We start from the raw sequence: 15,633 nt of genomic DNA on the forward strand, positions 1-15,633 counted from the left end.
TTTTAATAAGATTAAAATAACGCACAGCAATTAGAACCACACTTTTATTATGTCCATCTTTATCCGCATTTGGTTTTTCTTTAGCTTGGTGGTGGTACTGAGTCTCAGTTTTATTGCTTATACCCTCACCCAACAAGTCAAACCCAATGTACGACAAGTGGTTGAAGATACACTGGCTGAAAATGCCAATATTATTGCGCAACTCATTGCCGAAGATGTTCATCAACAACAAGTAAATACCCTAGAGTTTGATCAGAAGATTCAAGCTGCATTATCGCGTCAACTTGATGCGACGATTTGGCAACATAAAAAAAATCAAATTAACCAACAGCTTTATATTACTGATCAGCATGGTATTGTGATTTATGATTCCGAAGGGAAAGCGGTTGGACAAGATTACTCTAAATGGAATGACGTTTATTTAACCTTACGTGGCAAATATGGCGCACGTTCTACCGCAACCAACCCCAATGATCGCAATAGTAGTGTCATGCACATTGCCGCACCGATTATTTATCAGCAACAGTTGCTCGGTGTGTTGAGTATCGGGAAGCCTAATCAATCCGTACAACCTTATATTGAACGTGCCGAACAACAACTCATTCATCAAGCACTTTGGATCGCAGCACTCAGCTTATTACTTGCCAGCATGGTGGCTTATTGGCTTAAACATAGTATTGATAGAGTACGACGCTATGCCCAAGCACTTGCGCCTGTGAATCAAGCACCGTTTTTCTATTCTGCCAAAGAACTAAATCAAGTGACCCAAGCCCTAAGTGACATGCGGGAAAAGTTGGAAGATCGTGCCTACGTCGAAAATTATGTCAATACGCTTACTCATGAGTTGAAAAGCCCACTAACTGCCATTCAAGCCAGTGCAGAATTATTACAGGATGATCTACCTTTAGAAGATCAACAGCAATTTGCAACACATATTGTGCAACAAGGTCAGCGTCTACAGTCCCTAATTGAACGCATGCTATTACTGACACGACTTGAAAAAAATCAGCATGTTTTAGAATTTCAAATGCTCAATCTAAGCGCACTGATTCAACAATGTTTTCAGCAACAACAAAGTGTATTACAGCGTAAACGAATACAGCTAAGGCTTGATCTTCCTGAATATTGCTCAATTTTTGCTGACCCATTTTGGTTAAAACAAGCCCTCAACAATCTATTGGATAATGCGAGAGATTTCTGCCCTGAACAAGGTTTGATTGCCGTTCAATTGAAAGAGCATAGCATTACGAACAGTATTGAAATTTCCTTGTTTAATGAAGCTGAAGCGATTCCTGAATACGCCTTAAAGCGTGTTTTTGAGACTTATTTTTCGCTGCCACGTCCACATAATCAACAACGAAGTACAGGAATTGGTCTTAGTATCGTGCAGCAAATTATTCAACAACATCAAGGCAAAATTAGCATTCAAAATATCTCAGCTAACGCTCCCAATTTCTTAGAAAATCATCGTTCTGGCGTACTGGTCACTCTGAAACTTCATACAAACTTCACATAAGCTTCAAGCGAAACTCATCCGAAGCGCATCTCGATTCAGGATACTTGTCATATCACAATGACAATGGATTCCACCATGCGCCATAATTTTATTTATCTGAAAATAGCAGCAATTCTGTTCCTAATTTTGGTTTTTTATATTGGTCTTTTCTTTATTTCAAATTTGGTAAACGAACGCCAAAGCTATCAACAACAAGTAATTCGGGACATTGCCAATGAACAAATTCGACCACAGCAAGTCATTGCACCTTATTTAAAACTTCCTTATCAAGTTCAAACCACATGTACCAATCAAGAAAAGAAGACCTATGATTGTACTCAAACCGTTTTTGTTAGTTTAGGGGCAGAAACAGCAGACTGGACAGCACAATTTGACGTATCAGACAGTACTTACAAACGTAATATTTATAAAGCCATCAGCTATCAGAATACGATGTCTGGTAAAGGGGTATTTAAAGCGGTCGGCAATGAATCTCAACGCAACTATCTCTGGGATCAGGCTGAAATTATTTTCCCAATTCAGGATGCACGTGGGTTAAATGCCAAACCCATGTTTAATATTGATGGCAAAGCCTATAAATTCGATTTTGCTGAACAAAGCCAAGGTCAGCAAGGTTTTGATTTGATGCATATCACAGCAAAGCAATATCCTGAGTTAATCCAAAAATTTCAACAAGGGTTTAAATTTAATCTACAATTCAAGCTAGAAGGACTCAATAAATTTACATTTCTCCCCACCAGTAATGAAATGACCTATCAAGCCGCAGGTAACTGGGGCGATGTCAAATATGATGGACAAAGTTTGCCGTTTCAAAAACCCCGTAAAAAACAACAATTCCAAGCAAACTGGAAGAATATCGCTTTAGGCAAACGCAATTTAGACAGAATTTCCATGTGTGAAAACAGCCAATGCTTTTATCAACTTCTCAACAATCAAAGCTATCCTGTCAGTGCTGTAGATGCTGCCTATGCTGCCTATGCTGCTAAAGATACATCTACAGCCAATGTTTCAGGAATTTCTGCTCAGTTTTTGGAACCCATTAATATATATACCCAAACTGATCGTGCCATTAAATACGGCATCATGATCATTATTATTACCTTTGGGTGCTTCTTCTTATTTGAGGTCTTAAAAAGCCTTAAAATTCACCCTGTCCAATATGCGTTAGTTGCTATGGCACAAGGCGTGTTCTTTGTATTGTTACTTTCAATCAGCGAATACTATGCTTTTGCATGGGCTTATCTGGTCGCTGCAATTGCCTGTATCAGTTTAATTACATGGTATTTGTACTTTGTTGTTCAAGGTTATAAAGCAGCATTTCTATTTGGTCTTTTGCTGAGTACGCTATACGGCATGATGTATCTACTTCTGCAATCTAGCGGTAAAACCTTTTTATTTGGTTCTATTCTTTCCTTCATTCTTATCGCCTGCGTCATGTTTATTACTCGTCATGTCAATTGGTATCAATCAGAACAACAAACCATATAAATCGAGTTGGGTGAAATTCTCATTTCGCCCAAGCACTAAATCATATTGATAGGAATAAAATGATGTACCAAACTACTTATTCAGCATTAAGCCAAATAAAACAGCTCTGCCCAATGCACAGTTCTATCGCAACTTGTCTAAATCGGCTACGCCAAGCCAAAATCCAATTTCTTAACCTCGGTAATATGATTATTTGTCCACAACAACATTGTATTTTGTTTTTTCAACAGCGGAATTTGATGGAAATAGAAACTTATTGAGTTGGGTTTAAACAAAATTACACAGCAACAAAATGTCATCAAGTACAATTCTAGTTATCCATTTTAATTAGGTAATTCTTTATGACTGTGCAAAGACTGCATGTCACTTCACGTTATTGCGAAGTCGCAATTTCAGGAAATTTAGTTCATTTAGCAGGTCAACTAGCAGATGATACCAGTGTCGATGTTACTGCACAAACACAACAAACTTTAGATAATATCGATCGTTTACTCGCAGAAGCAGGTACAGACAAAACGCATATTTTATCTGTACTTATTTTTCTAAAAGACATTGAACAAGATTATGCAGCAATGAATGCGGTTTGGGATGCATGGATTGCTGAAGGTCATCCCCCAGCACGTACCTGCGTAGAATCTAAACTGTATGCACCTGATGTTTTAGTTGAAATGACCGTAACAGCAGTACGTCCATAATCAATTAAGATGATTTTGCTGCTAGAACATTATATTTCATAACTCGTTCCGTGTGCGGCATTGTGGTTGCTGTGATTGAAACAGGCATGATCGGTTCAAATAGATCAGGAACTAAGTTCTCACGTAACTCTTGCTCCGTTGGAATACTGCTATAGCGCAATACTCGATAACCCGCTAATTCTAATAAGCTGTCTTGATAATGCTTTTGATGCAGACGATTCACATATGACTCGTCTGCAATCTCAATAATTGCAAGCACTTGATGTTGCTGATCGAGTACGACAAAATCAGCAACTAAACCTTGATATTTACGGCGCGTATGCGCAAATTTTGTTGTTAATAGCGCATCAAAAGAAACATGCGCCAAAATGGTATGACGAGGTAATACAGCTTGTAAACGCATCAAGGTAATTTGCTCAGAAATATTGAGAATACCACGGCGTTTTAATGGACTATCTTGACGCCGATTAGGATGTAGGCGTCGAAACACAAGTGCTGTAATCAACAGCAATCCAACTATTGTTATGAAATAATACATTTCTAACGAATCCCTTTAGATTTTTTATAATCATTTTGGCTTTGAGCCATTTTTTTAATCAGTAACAACGATAGTTAAAGTCATTTTAGCAGTGTAACTTAAATTTTTTTAATCGTGTTTCCCTCGTCGACCAAAGTCGTAAAAGCATCGTGCATCTATATTTATAATCATCAGTAGGCAAATATTCAAGCAGATATTGTCAGTATATGTTTCGATAAATTGTACTTTTATAACTAGATTGTGACTACCCTAGCATTTATGTATAAAAAAGAAGGCATCATGAATGATGCCTTCTTTTTATTCATTTAACGCTTTGACTTCACTTTAGGTTTTGGTTTTCCTGAGAATGGTTTTTTGTCGCCCGTTTCACGTGGTGGTAAACCTGTATGTTGCGTTAAGATCTGCCCTTTTTGTGGACGTTTCTGACCTGATTGTGGCTGAGATTGCGCTTGACCACGTTTCGCTGAATCACCTGCAACAGTTGAGTTCTTTTTACGTGCCGATTTATATTCACCTTCAGCCGTACCTTGTGGCTGATAGGTTGGGATCAGATGCTGCTTCGAATTACCAATTAAATCCGAACGTCCCATCTCTTTCAGTGCTTCACGTAACAAAGGCCAGTTATTTGGATCATGATAACGCAGGAATGCTTTATGCAGACGGCGACGCTTTTCACCTTTCACGATATCGACATTTTCAGTATAACGTGCCACTTTAGACAATGGATTTTTGCCTGTGTAGTACATCGTGGTCGCAGTGGCCATTGGTGATGGGTAGAAGGTTTGTACCTGATCAGCACGGAAACCATTTTTCTTCAACCAAATCGCCAAGTTCATCATGTCATAATCGGTGGTACCCGGATGCGCTGCAATGAAATATGGAATGAGATATTGTTCCTTACCTGCTTCCTTACTGAAACGCTCAAACATTTGTTTAAAGCGGTCATACGTCCCAATTCCAGGTTTCATCATCTTCGACAATGGACCTTGTTCAGTATGCTCAGGTGCAATTTTTAAATAGCCACCAACATGATGCTGTACTAATTCTTTCACATATTCAGGGTTCAATACCGCAAGGTCATAACGTAGACCAGAACCAATCAAAATCTTCTTCACACCTTTGATTTCACGCGCTTTACGATAAAGCTGAACAAGAGGTGCATGATCAGTATGTAGGTTTTGACAAACCCCTGGATAAACACAAGATGGCTTACGACAGTTCTTTTCAATTTCAGGATCATTACAGTGCAAACGATACATGTTTGCCGTTGGGCCACCTAAATCCGAAATAATTCCGGTAAAGTTTGGCGCAGTATCACGGATTTTTTCAATTTCACGTAAAATTGAATCTTCAGAACGGTTTTGAATAATACGACCCTCATGTTCAGTAATTGAACAGAAGGTACATCCACCAAAACAACCACGCATGATATTGACCGAGAATTTGATCATATCAAAGGCTGGGAAACGTGCATTTCCATAAGAAGGATGCGGTAAACGTGCATAGGGTAAATCAAACACATAATCCATTTCCTCAGTGGTCAGAGGAATTGGTGGTGGGTTGATCCAGACGTCCCGCTCACCATGACGCTGCACCAAGGCACGTGCATTACCCGGATTGGTTTCAAGATGCAAGATACGGTTGGCATGGGCATAAAGCACCTGATCATCAGCAACGGCTTCAAAAGAAGGTAAACGAATCACTGCCAATTCACGTGGAGGTAATTTATGTTTAATCGCTTTTGATGGCGCAGGCTTTAACTGCACAATCTGTGTATCTGGATCGAGCTGATCGCCTTCACGCACGATTGGATTGGCAACGATTTCTTTTTGGAAGTTTTGATACTGCGCTAGCGAGTTACCTTTTTCTTTTTCAACTTCACAGCCATCAATATCTTCAGTCATGACATAAGGATTAATAATTGGATCGACACGTCCAATGGTATCCACGTCATTACTGGCAATTTCAACGAATTTGGCTTTAGATGCTTTATTATGCTTATTAATAATAAATGCTGTACCACGAACATCTGTAATTTCGTGGATTTTCTCACCTTTGGCTAAACGATGCATCACATCGATAATCGCACGCTCGCCATTACCATACATCAATAGATCAGCTTTTGAGTCCATCAAAATAGAGCGGCGAACTTTGTCAGACCAATAATCATAATGTGCAATACGGCGCAAGCTTCCTTCAATACCACCGAGTAAGACAGGAACGTCAGGAAAAGCTTCACGGCAACGCTGACAGTAAACTGTTGCTGCACGATCTGGGCGCTTATTTGCTTCATTGTTTGGCGAATAGGCATCATCGGAACGAATTTTACGATCTGCCGTATAACGGTTGATCATTGAATCCATATTCCCTGCGGTCACGCCCCATGCAATGGTTGGCTTGCCTAGAACGCGGAAGCTCTCTGCGTTGGTCCAGTCTGGTTGCGCGATGATGCCGACACGAAAACCTTGTGCTTCAAGTACACGCCCAATTACGCCCGAGACAAAAGATGGATGGTCAATATAGGCATCACCACAAACCAAAATAAAGTCACACGCATCCCAGCCGAGTTGATCCATTTCTTCTCGTGACATCGGCAAAAATGGTGCGGGTTCAAAACACGACGCCCAATATTTGTCGTAATCAAACAGCGCTTTTGGCGCGGTCTGCATAGTGTAGGCAGTAGACATGGCTTGCGAATCTCGGCTAGCAGATGGAGGAGAGACATCTAAAGATGAAAGCCGATCATTTTAGCATGAATTCAATTCATTTTTATAGATCAAAAAACAAACAGAAGCGTTTCCCCAAAAAGTATTTGTAACTTATTGAGGAAATAGCATCATAAGATGTTGATAATTACTCTTCTTCGTTCAAGAAGCCTTCTTTAATTCCAGAAGGTAAATCTTGATGCCACCACGTATAAATAGAAGCTTTAATTTCTTCATCTTCATCAGGATCATTCAATGGTTCATCATCTTCACGGATAAGCTCATCGCCATTAAATTTGAACCAAAACTCCCATGGATCATCATCACCACAACCCCAAGCTTGTGCATGAATATCAGGTAATAATCCTTTTAAAAATAATAAAATATTTTCAATGTTTTCATCGCCATTTGAGCCATGTGTAAAATCTAGTACAGCAAACCCATCAACATAGTGCAATGTCTCTGGCGCAAGATCATGTTCAATCGAATCAATCAAATCAACTAGCTGTTGAGTAATCTCATCCGCTTGCGGATTAATGAGTAAAGCTGTCTGAATGAACTTTTCTTCATCTCCGTGATGTGTCGTAAATAAGACCTCTAATTGTCCCATGATTGTTGAGTCAGGATGTTTATAATAAACACGACTATGTAATTCCATCTTATTTTCCCCAATTTTAAGATGATATATATGCCCAATGATGCACTTGCTTAACCTACTAAATTTCAATGACTTTTATCAAGTTTATGCGACTTTAGTTGTCGTTTTATTTTCATTAAATGTATCGCGAGCGCAAAACCAATCACTAAAACGATACCTACGCTCAAATTAATCCCCACCCAACCAAAGTTTTCCCAAATCAAGCCGCCACTACTGCCCAGCAAACTTGAGCCCATGTAATAGCAAAAGAGATAAAGTGAAGAGGCAACTGCGCGATATTGTACCGCCTGAACGGATACCCAACTACTGGCTGTCGAATGTGCCGCAAAAAATGAAAAGGTAAAAATGGTAAGACCCAACAGAATTGCCCATATTGATGAGATAAGTGTAATAAATAAACCTATAATCATACTAAACAATAAAACAGGTAATACTTTAGCGCGTCCATACTGAAAGCCCCATTGTGCGGCTTTAGGTGAACTATAAATCCCTGCCAGATAAGCAATTGAAATCAAACCGATCCATGTTTGCGATAGATGAAACGGAGCTTCTAATAAGTGATAACTGATATAGTTAAAGACCGTGACTAAGCAGCCCATTAAAATAAAGCCTTGGGCAAATAAAATTTGTAATTTGGAGTCTTTTAAATTCTGCTCAAAAGCAGCTTTAAAACGTGAAAATCGGAATGGAAATGGCTTGAAATGCTGTGATTTGGGCAACAATAAATAAAATAGACAAGCAATAATAAAATTTAGAAAACCAATGATATAGGTAGCAGATTGCCAAGAAATGAAGTCAACCAATACCCCTGCAATTAAACGTCCGCCCATGCCGCCAATCGCTGTGCCAGAGATATACAATCCCATCGCAAAACCGATATCTTTCTGCGCAATTTCTTCGCCGATATAAGTCATTGCAACGGCTGCGACCCCACTCACGGCTAAACCAATGAGAATACGAGTACTGAGAAAAATCTCCCAAATTGGAAACGAAGCACTAATCAATAAGAGAATCGAAACGAGGAATAAGGCACAAACCATGATCGGTTTACGTCCAAAACGATCAGAAATAAAGCCGGTGAACAGTAAACCTATTGCTAATGCAATGGTCGAAAAAGAGAGTGGAAAACTACTGTGGGTCGGGCTAACATGAAAGAAGTCTGCAAAAATCGGCATCATCGGTTGTACACAGTACAACGATGAAAAGGATGCAAAACCAGCAAAAAATAAAGACCATAAAATCGCAGTAAACGATTTTGAACCATATTCGATATGGGTTGGACGTGTAACTGATTCAGACATGAGGACTCCTTATGCCTGAACAGTATACGCTTTCAGCCAAAATGCGGAATGATCATTTCGGCTAATTTTACCCGACGTTTAAAATAATGCTTTTGGTAAACGGATTTGAATAATTTCATTATCATCAGCTTGTTTCGCATTGCGTCCTGATGATCCTGGGAAGTTATTGTCATTCAATACAGTCAACGTTGTACCATTTTCAATAATCACATCTTCAATGGTTTCAAATGGGAAAGCAAATACAGAACCTGTGCCAATATCTCCTTCTCGTACTGTACCAAAAAGAGCATTCGGATTAGATATTTTGATTAAATCGACGAGATCTTCACGTGCAACCGCTTGTTTCGGTTCGTTAAATTTCATACGAATCAGCTTCTTATAACCGCCTAAATTATTTTGACTTGCATCACGTTCAATGATGATACCTTCTTTGTCATTAAATAATTGGAAATCACCAATGTTAGTGGCTTTACTGTTCAAAGCAAACCAATAGTATTGTCCAGTATATGCTTTTTTCTGTAGATCAAATTGAGAGATTAAAAGTTGTCCTGTAGCATCATTCACCAAGGGTTTTTCAAGCAATGGATATAAATATTTACCATCAGGTGAAATCGCCATACCTTCAAAACCACCACTTCGTTGGACTAAAGGTTCAACATAGTTGATATTGGCTTTATTGAACTGATTTTGTGGTGAACGCAATTCTTGCGTTGAATTTAATGGATTTGGTAGTGGAATAGGTGCATCTAACAATATTCCCTGTGCAGAAAAATGTAACAGATAAGGACCAAATTCATCCCCAATCCAATACGTCCCATCGGCCGCACGTTGCATCGATTCAGGATCAAAATCCGCTCCCGTCAATAAGCGGTCTGCGGTATTTCCATTCACGATCTCAAAAGAAATACGTTTATTAGGATCACGTAACTGAATAAAGCTTTGTACAGTAACCTGCCCTGTGCCCTTGGTTTTGGTTCTAAAGTCAGCTTTTATCTTATAAATGCGTAATAAGAAATCAGCGGAATTGTCTTGTGTACCAAAGCCATTATCTGCCATCGCCATATAACTATCATCATCATTTTTTAAAGCAGCAGAGAAGCCTTGCACAGGTTGCCCTTTAAATGGAGGATAAATACCATTCGCGCCACTCGCTGCTTTACCAGAATCAGGTCCTACCGCATAAGTTGCTACAGGAAGTTTGGCAAAAGCGATAAGCGTTGGTTCAGTAACTTTATCTGTAGAAGCCGTTTGATCTTGATGATTATCATCATTACAAGCGCTTAAACCCAAAGCACTACAACACAAAAGCATCACTAAAATTTTCTTGTTCATAATTTTATACGTTTGGTAAAATTAGAAAAAATTTAACCAAGCTTTGATGACGCTTTGACTGCAATAAAATGAAATCTTTATGGCGAAATAATGACATTTCCTTAGAGTGTGTCCTCCCTATAACTTAGTGGGTTGATATTCGCCTGAAATCGCTGCTTTTAAAAAATTTTGAAAGGTTGGACACTGCATATGATTCTCTGCAGGGCATACAGCAGCATGCTTTAGCCCCTCACTGATAAAATGTAAACGTCTTGTCATTTGTTCCAATTGTTCCGCTTTGTCTTTCAACATTTTCCGATCAAGTTCAGGTTTCCCATCTTGTCCAAACATGCTTGCAATCTCATCCAGAGAAAAACCAGCTGCTCGACCTAATGCAATTAAAGCCAATTGATCTAATACCTGTTTTCCATATTGTCGCCGCAAACCATGTCGTCCTATCGATTTGATCAATCCTTTCTCTTCATAAAAGCGCAATGCAGATGTTGTGACATGTGCTCTTTTTGAAACTTCACCAATATCCATAAATACCTCTTGACTTAAAGTTGACTTGAACTTGCACAATAAATTTATCAACTTTTATTTGGAAAAGATCAAGGTGGTGAAATGAATATTTTTAAAATATTGCTCTGCATTTTGAGTCTCGGAATTGGCGCAACACTGATCATGGATCTTTGGTTATTGATATTAAAAAAATTCAATATCCCAAGCTTAAATTTTGCCTTACTCGGTCGATGGGTCGGGTGGATTTTTCGTGGAAAAATTCAACACAAATCAATTGCTCATAGTCCTGAAATTCGACATGAAGCTCTAATCGGTTGGGTTGCACACTACAGTGTTGGAATTATTTTTGCTTTCAGCTTTATTTTGATCGTTGGACAAAACTGGCTCTCACAACCGCAATTATTACCTGCACTCTTATTTGGTGTCATTACGGTTTTGATTCCTTTCTTGATTATGCAACCCGCAATAGGTTCTGGTGTGGCTGCATCTAAAACACCACACCCTTTTATCAATCGTATTAAGAGTTTGATTAATCACAGTATCTTCGGATTTGGATTATTCCTCACCGCTAAATTATTAAATTTTTTAATTGAGAACTGAATCATGAAAACGATTGCAATTATTTATCATAGCCGTCAGGGACATACGCAATTTATCGCCGAACAAATCCAAATCGGCGCTGCACAAATCAAGGGTATAGAAATCGATTTATTTACTGCTGAATCATTAATGTCTAAACCAGAGCTTCTCATACAATATGATGGACTCATTTGGGGGAGCCCGACATATTTAGGCGGCGTTTCAGGCACATTAAAACAATTAATGGATATGACAGGAGGTTTATGGAAAAAACAGAGTCTTACAGGCAAACTAGCAGCAGGATTCACCGTTTCATCACTCCCAGCAGGCGATAAACAATCAACGTTGATTTCACTTTTTACATTTTGTATGCAACACGGAATGTTATGGATGGGTAATCCGATTTTACCTGAACAGCATCAAGGAATCGCTTACACCGAAGCTGCAAATCGTCTAGGATCATGGTCTGGACTTATGGCACAAGCAGAGCATGCTAGCGCAGCAAATGCTTTTGATTTCGGTGATATTAAAACCGCTCGGTTATTCGGGCAAAACTTTGCTTTGCAGTTAAATACAATTCAGAGGTGATCCAGTGAAAGCAGCCACATTACTATTTCCACTTATTTTGTCTTGTATGATGTCATTCATCATCTCAGGCATCACCACCTTTAAAGCAGTGGGATTGGTCAATCATTTCTTTTCGATGTGGATGTCAGCATGGATCATCGCATGGATGTTTGCCTTCCCAAGTGTATTAATCTGTGCGCCTATCGCCCAAAAACTGGTTGCTTGGATTATTAAAACTGCAAAATTAAGGCACTAATCTAAAGAGAGTTGATGAATCTAATCAAATAGACAAGCTTTGACTTAATGTTGAAGCTTGCTCTAAAGGATTGAGTCAAGTCTGAGATATAAAAAGCAAACCTTTTTGCCAACTAAGCATTATTGATCTAAAACAACGTGTTTTCTATTATCCGCTAGCTTTTATATGCTGGATCACTTTTCCTCTCAATGATGACTCAAAATTTCTTTCATTTTTCTTTATCTAAAACCACCTTCATTAACTTGTGTATTATTCTATTTAGCAGCTGTATAACTGCGGCTTGTACAAATACAAAAGTAGCCACCATCAATCACACCCAGCAATTTTCAAAAGGCATTCAAAATGCTTTTTCAGTTCATCCGACAACTGCAAATCGTGTTGCTCCAATGATTTTACAAAGTGCTGAATCTTATAATATTTCCCCACATTTACTTGCCGCATTAATTCGACAAGAATCAAGCTATATTACACATGCGACATCTTCAGCCAATGCTGTTGGCTTGACCCAAGTTCGTCCCAAGTTTTGGCAACAAACTTGTTTAGGCAATCTTTATGATGAACAAATTAATATTAATTGTGGAGCTTATATTCTCGCCAAATACTATCAAGCAACTGGAGATTGGATGACGGCATTAGGCTACTATAATGTTGGCCCTACAGGTTACAAAAACAGTGTTTATATGAGGAATCAAGCACATCGATATGCAAATTCAGTAAAACGCCATGAAAAAACATTAAAGGAAGCACTATAGTTACATCATGTACGTTTAAACGTACGCGAGTTGGGGTAATTAGCGAATATACGACTAAAGTTTAATTATCTATGATATGAATCATAAAGAGATAGGATGTCTCATTCAGAACAACAAGAAACACAGGATGTGGTCGTTGACAGGAGTTAACGGCAAGAAACCAAATATGAAAAAGCCTCGACAGGATGTCGGGGCTTTTTCTATTGATAAAGAGATATTCACATGATCATAAAGTAACTGTTATTGACTCATTTATTCGTGGTTAATACCATCCATCTAACTTCATCGGAACGGTTCATTATTTTGCAACGCATATTCATTCATAAAGACCACAACAAACTTATAAAAAATCTATATGGATTTACTTTAAAGCTAGGGTTGATCGTGATTGCAATCAGTATGGCTGCGTGTAGCAGTTTAAGCGGATCATTCGCCAATCGCTCTACTCAGTTGTCATCTGGACTACAAACAGCCTATTCTGTTTCTCCAAATACAGCAAATCGCTTATCCCCAATGATCGTGCAAAATGCAGAGCGTTATGATGTATCACCCACTTTACTCGCTGCGCTCATTCGCCAAGAATCAAATTATAATAGTTCAGCACGCTCCCCTACAGGTGCGATCGGTTTAACTCAAATAGTTTCGACTCATTGGCGCCAGTCTTGTCCAGGCAATCTTTATGATGAAAATACTAATATTAATTGCGGTGCATATATCCTATCGACCTATTATAAATCAGCTGGCAGTTGGTCAAAAGCCGTAGCGTATTATAATGTTGGGCCATCAGGTTATGAACGAAGTTTCTGGACACGCCATAAAGGTAAAAAGTATGCTCGTTCAGTAAAACGTCATGAAAAAACCTTAAAAAAAGCCCTATAAAATAAAGAGTAAATAAAAAACCATGCTCTTAGGCATGGTTTTTATTGGCTGAATAATGAAATTACGCTTCGTCAAACAAACCTTCAAATAACACTGAAGACAAATAACGCTCACCACTATCAGGTAAAATTACAACAATCGTTTTGCCTGCATTTTCAGGACGTTCAGCAATTTGTGCTGCCGCCGCCAATGCTGCACCGCTTGAAATACCCACTAAAATTCCTTCTTGCGTTGCACATTTTCTTGCCCACTCAATCGCATCCGCACTATTCACTGGCAACACTTCATCGACCAAGTCTAGGTCTAGGTTTTTAGGAATAAAATTCGCACCAATCCCCTGAATTTTATGCGGTGCTGGTGTGATGCTTTCACCATTTTTAGTTTGGGTAATGATTGGTGATTCCGCTGGTTCAACCGCAACTGAATACAGTGGCTTATTCTGAATTTGCTCAAAATAACGAGAAATCCCTGTAATCGTACCACCTGTACCTACACCAGCAACCAAGATATCCACTTGACCATTAGTTGCCTGCCAAATTTCAGGACCAGTGGTGTCTGTATGAATTTGTGGATTGGCTGGGTTTTCAAACTGTTGTGGTAGGAAATAAAGCTCAGGATTTTCAGTCGCTAAACGGACGGCTTCGTCAACAGCACCTTTCATACCCTTAGCAGGCTCGGTCAAAACCAAATTCGCCCCTAAAGCTTTTAATACTTTTCTGCGCTCTAAGCTCATACTTGCTGGCATAGTTAAAGTAATAGGATAACCTTTTGCTGCTGCAACAAATGCTAAAGCAATACCTGTATTACCACTAGTCGGTTCAACAATATGCATACCCGTTTTAAGTACACCACGTTTTTCCGCATCCGCAATCAACGCTGCACCAATACGGCATTTTACTGAAAATGCAGGATTGCGGCTTTCAACTTTTGCCAATACTGTAGCATCTGATTTAATCAAACGATTGATACGAACTAAGGGTGTATTGCCTATGGCTTCTGCATTATTCGAGTAAACTGCTATACCTAAGTTGGCAGGCGTTGGAAATTGTTGATCGGTAGACATGTTATTTCCTTATTAGATTTGGAATGATTCTTAAGCATTATAAAACTGGCTACACTCATGATGATAGTGGAAAAACTTTAGTACTTCAGATTAAGTACTTAGCTTTATTCTAATGCTTAAAATTATTCACAATATTATTAAGTTTCTCTCGCATACTAGATATCACCTTGTGATGACGTACTAAAACTGTTTTAGAGCCATGAAAATCTTCAGGGTCGAGAAAAATTTTTGGTAGATCTCTAACTAAAACACCTCTTTCTCTAGGTGTAAGTATCTCTAAAGCATGGTTTTTTATTGCTTCAACCATTTGGTGCATTCTTGGATTAGCTCCTTGCTCTAATAGTAAATCTAGAGTTAATTCAAACTCCTCCAACGAGGGAGCACCTTCAAGTACTGGAGCTATAATTTGTGTCAGTGGTGCCATATTCTGAGCTGGTAATCTATATGTATATAAAGTATCTAAAGCCATTATCTTTTTGTTTTTATCAGAACCTAACCACTCTTTTACTTTACTCCAGGGCACTCCTAATAAAGCAGCACCCTCTCCCCAATGAGTTGACAATGGAGATTCAATATTATTTTCAATCCAATCAATAGCTTCAGAACAACCTGTATATGCTAATAATTTAGAGTTAGATGATCTAAGGGCTGTACTTTGTTGGATTAAAATATCAATTAACCAATTAAACGTTTCCTTAGCTCCCTGCTTCCTTAACATCTCAGCCATTGGCTCTGACAAATCACTTAAATCTGCTTGCAGTAGGTCCATAGTTTTAATTATTTCTCTCTTAATTATAAATAAT

General features: G+C 38.7%; 17 protein-coding genes. 9 read left to right on the forward strand and 8 right to left on the reverse strand.

Annotated features, from left to right (window positions below; genetic code table 11):
• The first annotated feature begins 49 nt into the window (after positions 1 to 49).
• From creC to AC0JIQ_RS15420, 4 genes are all read left to right on the forward strand, one after another.
• Positions 50 to 1,516: a two-component system sensor histidine kinase CreC gene (gene creC, locus AC0JIQ_RS15405; protein ID WP_474202145.1), complete on the forward strand. Its 1,467-nt coding sequence runs from the start codon at positions 50 to 52 to the stop codon at positions 1,514 to 1,516.
• A 75-nt stretch (positions 1,517 to 1,591) separates the two neighbouring features.
• Positions 1,592 to 3,004 (forward strand): cell envelope integrity protein CreD, encoded by a 1,413-nt coding sequence (gene creD, locus AC0JIQ_RS15410; RefSeq protein ID WP_474202146.1) that lies wholly within the window; start codon positions 1,592 to 1,594, stop codon positions 3,002 to 3,004.
• A gap of 62 nt (positions 3,005 to 3,066) precedes the next feature.
• The gene (locus AC0JIQ_RS15415; RefSeq protein WP_034600758.1) at positions 3,067 to 3,264 is read left to right on the forward strand and encodes a hypothetical protein; all 198 of its coding nucleotides are present in this window, start codon (positions 3,067 to 3,069) and stop codon (positions 3,262 to 3,264) included.
• Positions 3,265 to 3,345: 81 nt separating this feature from the next.
• Positions 3,346 to 3,699 (forward strand): RidA family protein, encoded by a 354-nt coding sequence (locus AC0JIQ_RS15420; RefSeq protein ID WP_005218802.1) that lies wholly within the window; start codon positions 3,346 to 3,348, stop codon positions 3,697 to 3,699.
• Between the two features lie 4 nt (positions 3,700 to 3,703).
• Here AC0JIQ_RS15420 and AC0JIQ_RS15425 read toward each other — a convergent pair whose 3' ends face one another.
• The 6 genes from AC0JIQ_RS15425 to AC0JIQ_RS15450 all read right to left on the reverse strand — a co-directional run bounded on the left by AC0JIQ_RS15425 (position 3,704) and on the right by AC0JIQ_RS15450 (position 10,755).
• Positions 3,704 to 4,237, reverse strand: a complete 534-nt coding sequence (locus AC0JIQ_RS15425) for a DUF2726 domain-containing protein (RefSeq protein ID WP_004659496.1) — start codon at positions 4,235 to 4,237, stop codon at positions 3,704 to 3,706.
• Between the two features lie 305 nt (positions 4,238 to 4,542).
• Positions 4,543 to 6,924 carry a YgiQ family radical SAM protein gene (locus AC0JIQ_RS15430; protein WP_346511822.1) on the reverse strand — a complete coding sequence of 794 codons (2,382 nt, stop codon included), beginning with the start codon at positions 6,922 to 6,924 and terminating at the stop codon, positions 4,543 to 4,545.
• Between the two features lie 166 nt (positions 6,925 to 7,090).
• Positions 7,091 to 7,600 (reverse strand): hypothetical protein, encoded by a 510-nt coding sequence (locus AC0JIQ_RS15435; protein WP_474202147.1) that lies wholly within the window; start codon positions 7,598 to 7,600, stop codon positions 7,091 to 7,093.
• Positions 7,601 to 7,665: 65 nt separating this feature from the next.
• Complete coding sequence (locus AC0JIQ_RS15440) at positions 7,666 to 8,901, reverse strand: MFS transporter (protein WP_474202148.1); 1,236 nt, start codon at positions 8,899 to 8,901, stop codon at positions 7,666 to 7,668.
• Between the two features lie 78 nt (positions 8,902 to 8,979).
• Complete coding sequence (locus AC0JIQ_RS15445; protein WP_474202149.1) at positions 8,980 to 10,233, reverse strand: esterase-like activity of phytase family protein; 1,254 nt, start codon at positions 10,231 to 10,233, stop codon at positions 8,980 to 8,982.
• A 117-nt stretch (positions 10,234 to 10,350) separates the two neighbouring features.
• On the reverse strand, positions 10,351 to 10,755 hold the full coding sequence (locus tag AC0JIQ_RS15450; RefSeq protein ID WP_005218810.1) for a helix-turn-helix domain-containing protein: 405 nt from the start codon (positions 10,753 to 10,755) through the stop codon (positions 10,351 to 10,353).
• Between the two features lie 81 nt (positions 10,756 to 10,836).
• Here AC0JIQ_RS15450 and AC0JIQ_RS15455 point away from each other — a divergent pair, with 81 nt between their 5' ends.
• From AC0JIQ_RS15455 to AC0JIQ_RS15475, 5 genes are all read left to right on the forward strand, one after another.
• The gene (locus AC0JIQ_RS15455; protein WP_474202150.1) at positions 10,837 to 11,334 is read left to right on the forward strand and encodes a DUF2938 domain-containing protein; all 498 of its coding nucleotides are present in this window, start codon (positions 10,837 to 10,839) and stop codon (positions 11,332 to 11,334) included.
• 3 nt (positions 11,335 to 11,337) lie between these two features.
• Positions 11,338 to 11,901, forward strand: coding sequence for a flavodoxin family protein (locus AC0JIQ_RS15460; protein WP_005218812.1), 564 nt, complete (start codon positions 11,338 to 11,340; stop codon positions 11,899 to 11,901).
• Positions 11,902 to 11,905: 4 nt separating this feature from the next.
• Positions 11,906 to 12,136 carry a DUF2798 domain-containing protein gene (locus AC0JIQ_RS15465; protein ID WP_004659510.1) on the forward strand — a complete coding sequence of 77 codons (231 nt, stop codon included), beginning with the start codon at positions 11,906 to 11,908 and terminating at the stop codon, positions 12,134 to 12,136.
• Positions 12,137 to 12,324: 188 nt separating this feature from the next.
• Positions 12,325 to 12,888: a lytic transglycosylase domain-containing protein gene (locus AC0JIQ_RS15470; protein ID WP_474202151.1), complete on the forward strand. Its 564-nt coding sequence runs from the start codon at positions 12,325 to 12,327 to the stop codon at positions 12,886 to 12,888.
• Positions 12,889 to 13,287: 399 nt separating this feature from the next.
• The gene (locus AC0JIQ_RS15475; protein WP_474203280.1) at positions 13,288 to 13,767 is read left to right on the forward strand and encodes a lytic transglycosylase domain-containing protein; all 480 of its coding nucleotides are present in this window, start codon (positions 13,288 to 13,290) and stop codon (positions 13,765 to 13,767) included.
• Positions 13,768 to 13,828: 61 nt separating this feature from the next.
• On the opposite strand, the gene cysK is transcribed toward AC0JIQ_RS15475, so the two are convergent.
• On the reverse strand, positions 13,829 to 14,830 hold the full coding sequence (gene cysK, locus AC0JIQ_RS15480) for a cysteine synthase A (protein ID WP_474202152.1): 1,002 nt from the start codon (positions 14,828 to 14,830) through the stop codon (positions 13,829 to 13,831).
• A gap of 109 nt (positions 14,831 to 14,939) precedes the next feature.
• Complete coding sequence (locus AC0JIQ_RS15485) at positions 14,940 to 15,599, reverse strand: hypothetical protein (protein WP_474202153.1); 660 nt, start codon at positions 15,597 to 15,599, stop codon at positions 14,940 to 14,942.
• Between the last annotated feature and the right edge of the window lie 34 nt (positions 15,600 to 15,633).

Source organism: Acinetobacter sp. FB (genome assembly GCF_056033405.1).

What these genes read in the sequence shown, in the direction of transcription:
- creC (WP_474202145.1), top strand. Translation starts at nt 50, where the DNA reads ATGTCCATCTTTATCCGCATTTGGTTTTTCTTTAGCTTGGTGGTGGTA.
- creD (WP_474202146.1), top strand. Translation starts at nt 1,592, where the DNA reads ATGCGCCATAATTTTATTTATCTGAAAATAGCAGCAATTCTGTTCCTA.
- AC0JIQ_RS15415 (WP_034600758.1), top strand. Translation starts at nt 3,067, where the DNA reads ATGTACCAAACTACTTATTCAGCATTAAGCCAAATAAAACAGCTCTGC.
- AC0JIQ_RS15420 (WP_005218802.1), top strand. Translation starts at nt 3,346, where the DNA reads ATGACTGTGCAAAGACTGCATGTCACTTCACGTTATTGCGAAGTCGCA.
- AC0JIQ_RS15425 (WP_004659496.1), bottom strand. Translation starts at nt 4,237, where the DNA reads ATGTATTATTTCATAACAATAGTTGGATTGCTGTTGATTACAGCACTT.
- AC0JIQ_RS15430 (WP_346511822.1), bottom strand. Translation starts at nt 6,924, where the DNA reads ATGTCTACTGCCTACACTATGCAGACCGCGCCAAAAGCGCTGTTTGAT.
- AC0JIQ_RS15435 (WP_474202147.1), bottom strand. Translation starts at nt 7,600, where the DNA reads ATGGAATTACATAGTCGTGTTTATTATAAACATCCTGACTCAACAATC.
- AC0JIQ_RS15440 (WP_474202148.1), bottom strand. Translation starts at nt 8,901, where the DNA reads ATGTCTGAATCAGTTACACGTCCAACCCATATCGAATATGGTTCAAAA.
- AC0JIQ_RS15445 (WP_474202149.1), bottom strand. Translation starts at nt 10,233, where the DNA reads ATGAACAAGAAAATTTTAGTGATGCTTTTGTGTTGTAGTGCTTTGGGT.
- AC0JIQ_RS15450 (WP_005218810.1), bottom strand. Translation starts at nt 10,755, where the DNA reads ATGGATATTGGTGAAGTTTCAAAAAGAGCACATGTCACAACATCTGCA.
- AC0JIQ_RS15455 (WP_474202150.1), top strand. Translation starts at nt 10,837, where the DNA reads ATGAATATTTTTAAAATATTGCTCTGCATTTTGAGTCTCGGAATTGGC.
- AC0JIQ_RS15460 (WP_005218812.1), top strand. Translation starts at nt 11,338, where the DNA reads ATGAAAACGATTGCAATTATTTATCATAGCCGTCAGGGACATACGCAA.
- AC0JIQ_RS15470 (WP_474202151.1), top strand. Translation starts at nt 12,325, where the DNA reads ATGATGACTCAAAATTTCTTTCATTTTTCTTTATCTAAAACCACCTTC.
- AC0JIQ_RS15475 (WP_474203280.1), top strand. Translation starts at nt 13,288, where the DNA reads ATGGCTGCGTGTAGCAGTTTAAGCGGATCATTCGCCAATCGCTCTACT.
- cysK (WP_474202152.1), bottom strand. Translation starts at nt 14,830, where the DNA reads ATGTCTACCGATCAACAATTTCCAACGCCTGCCAACTTAGGTATAGCA.
- AC0JIQ_RS15485 (WP_474202153.1), bottom strand. Translation starts at nt 15,599, where the DNA reads ATGGACCTACTGCAAGCAGATTTAAGTGATTTGTCAGAGCCAATGGCT.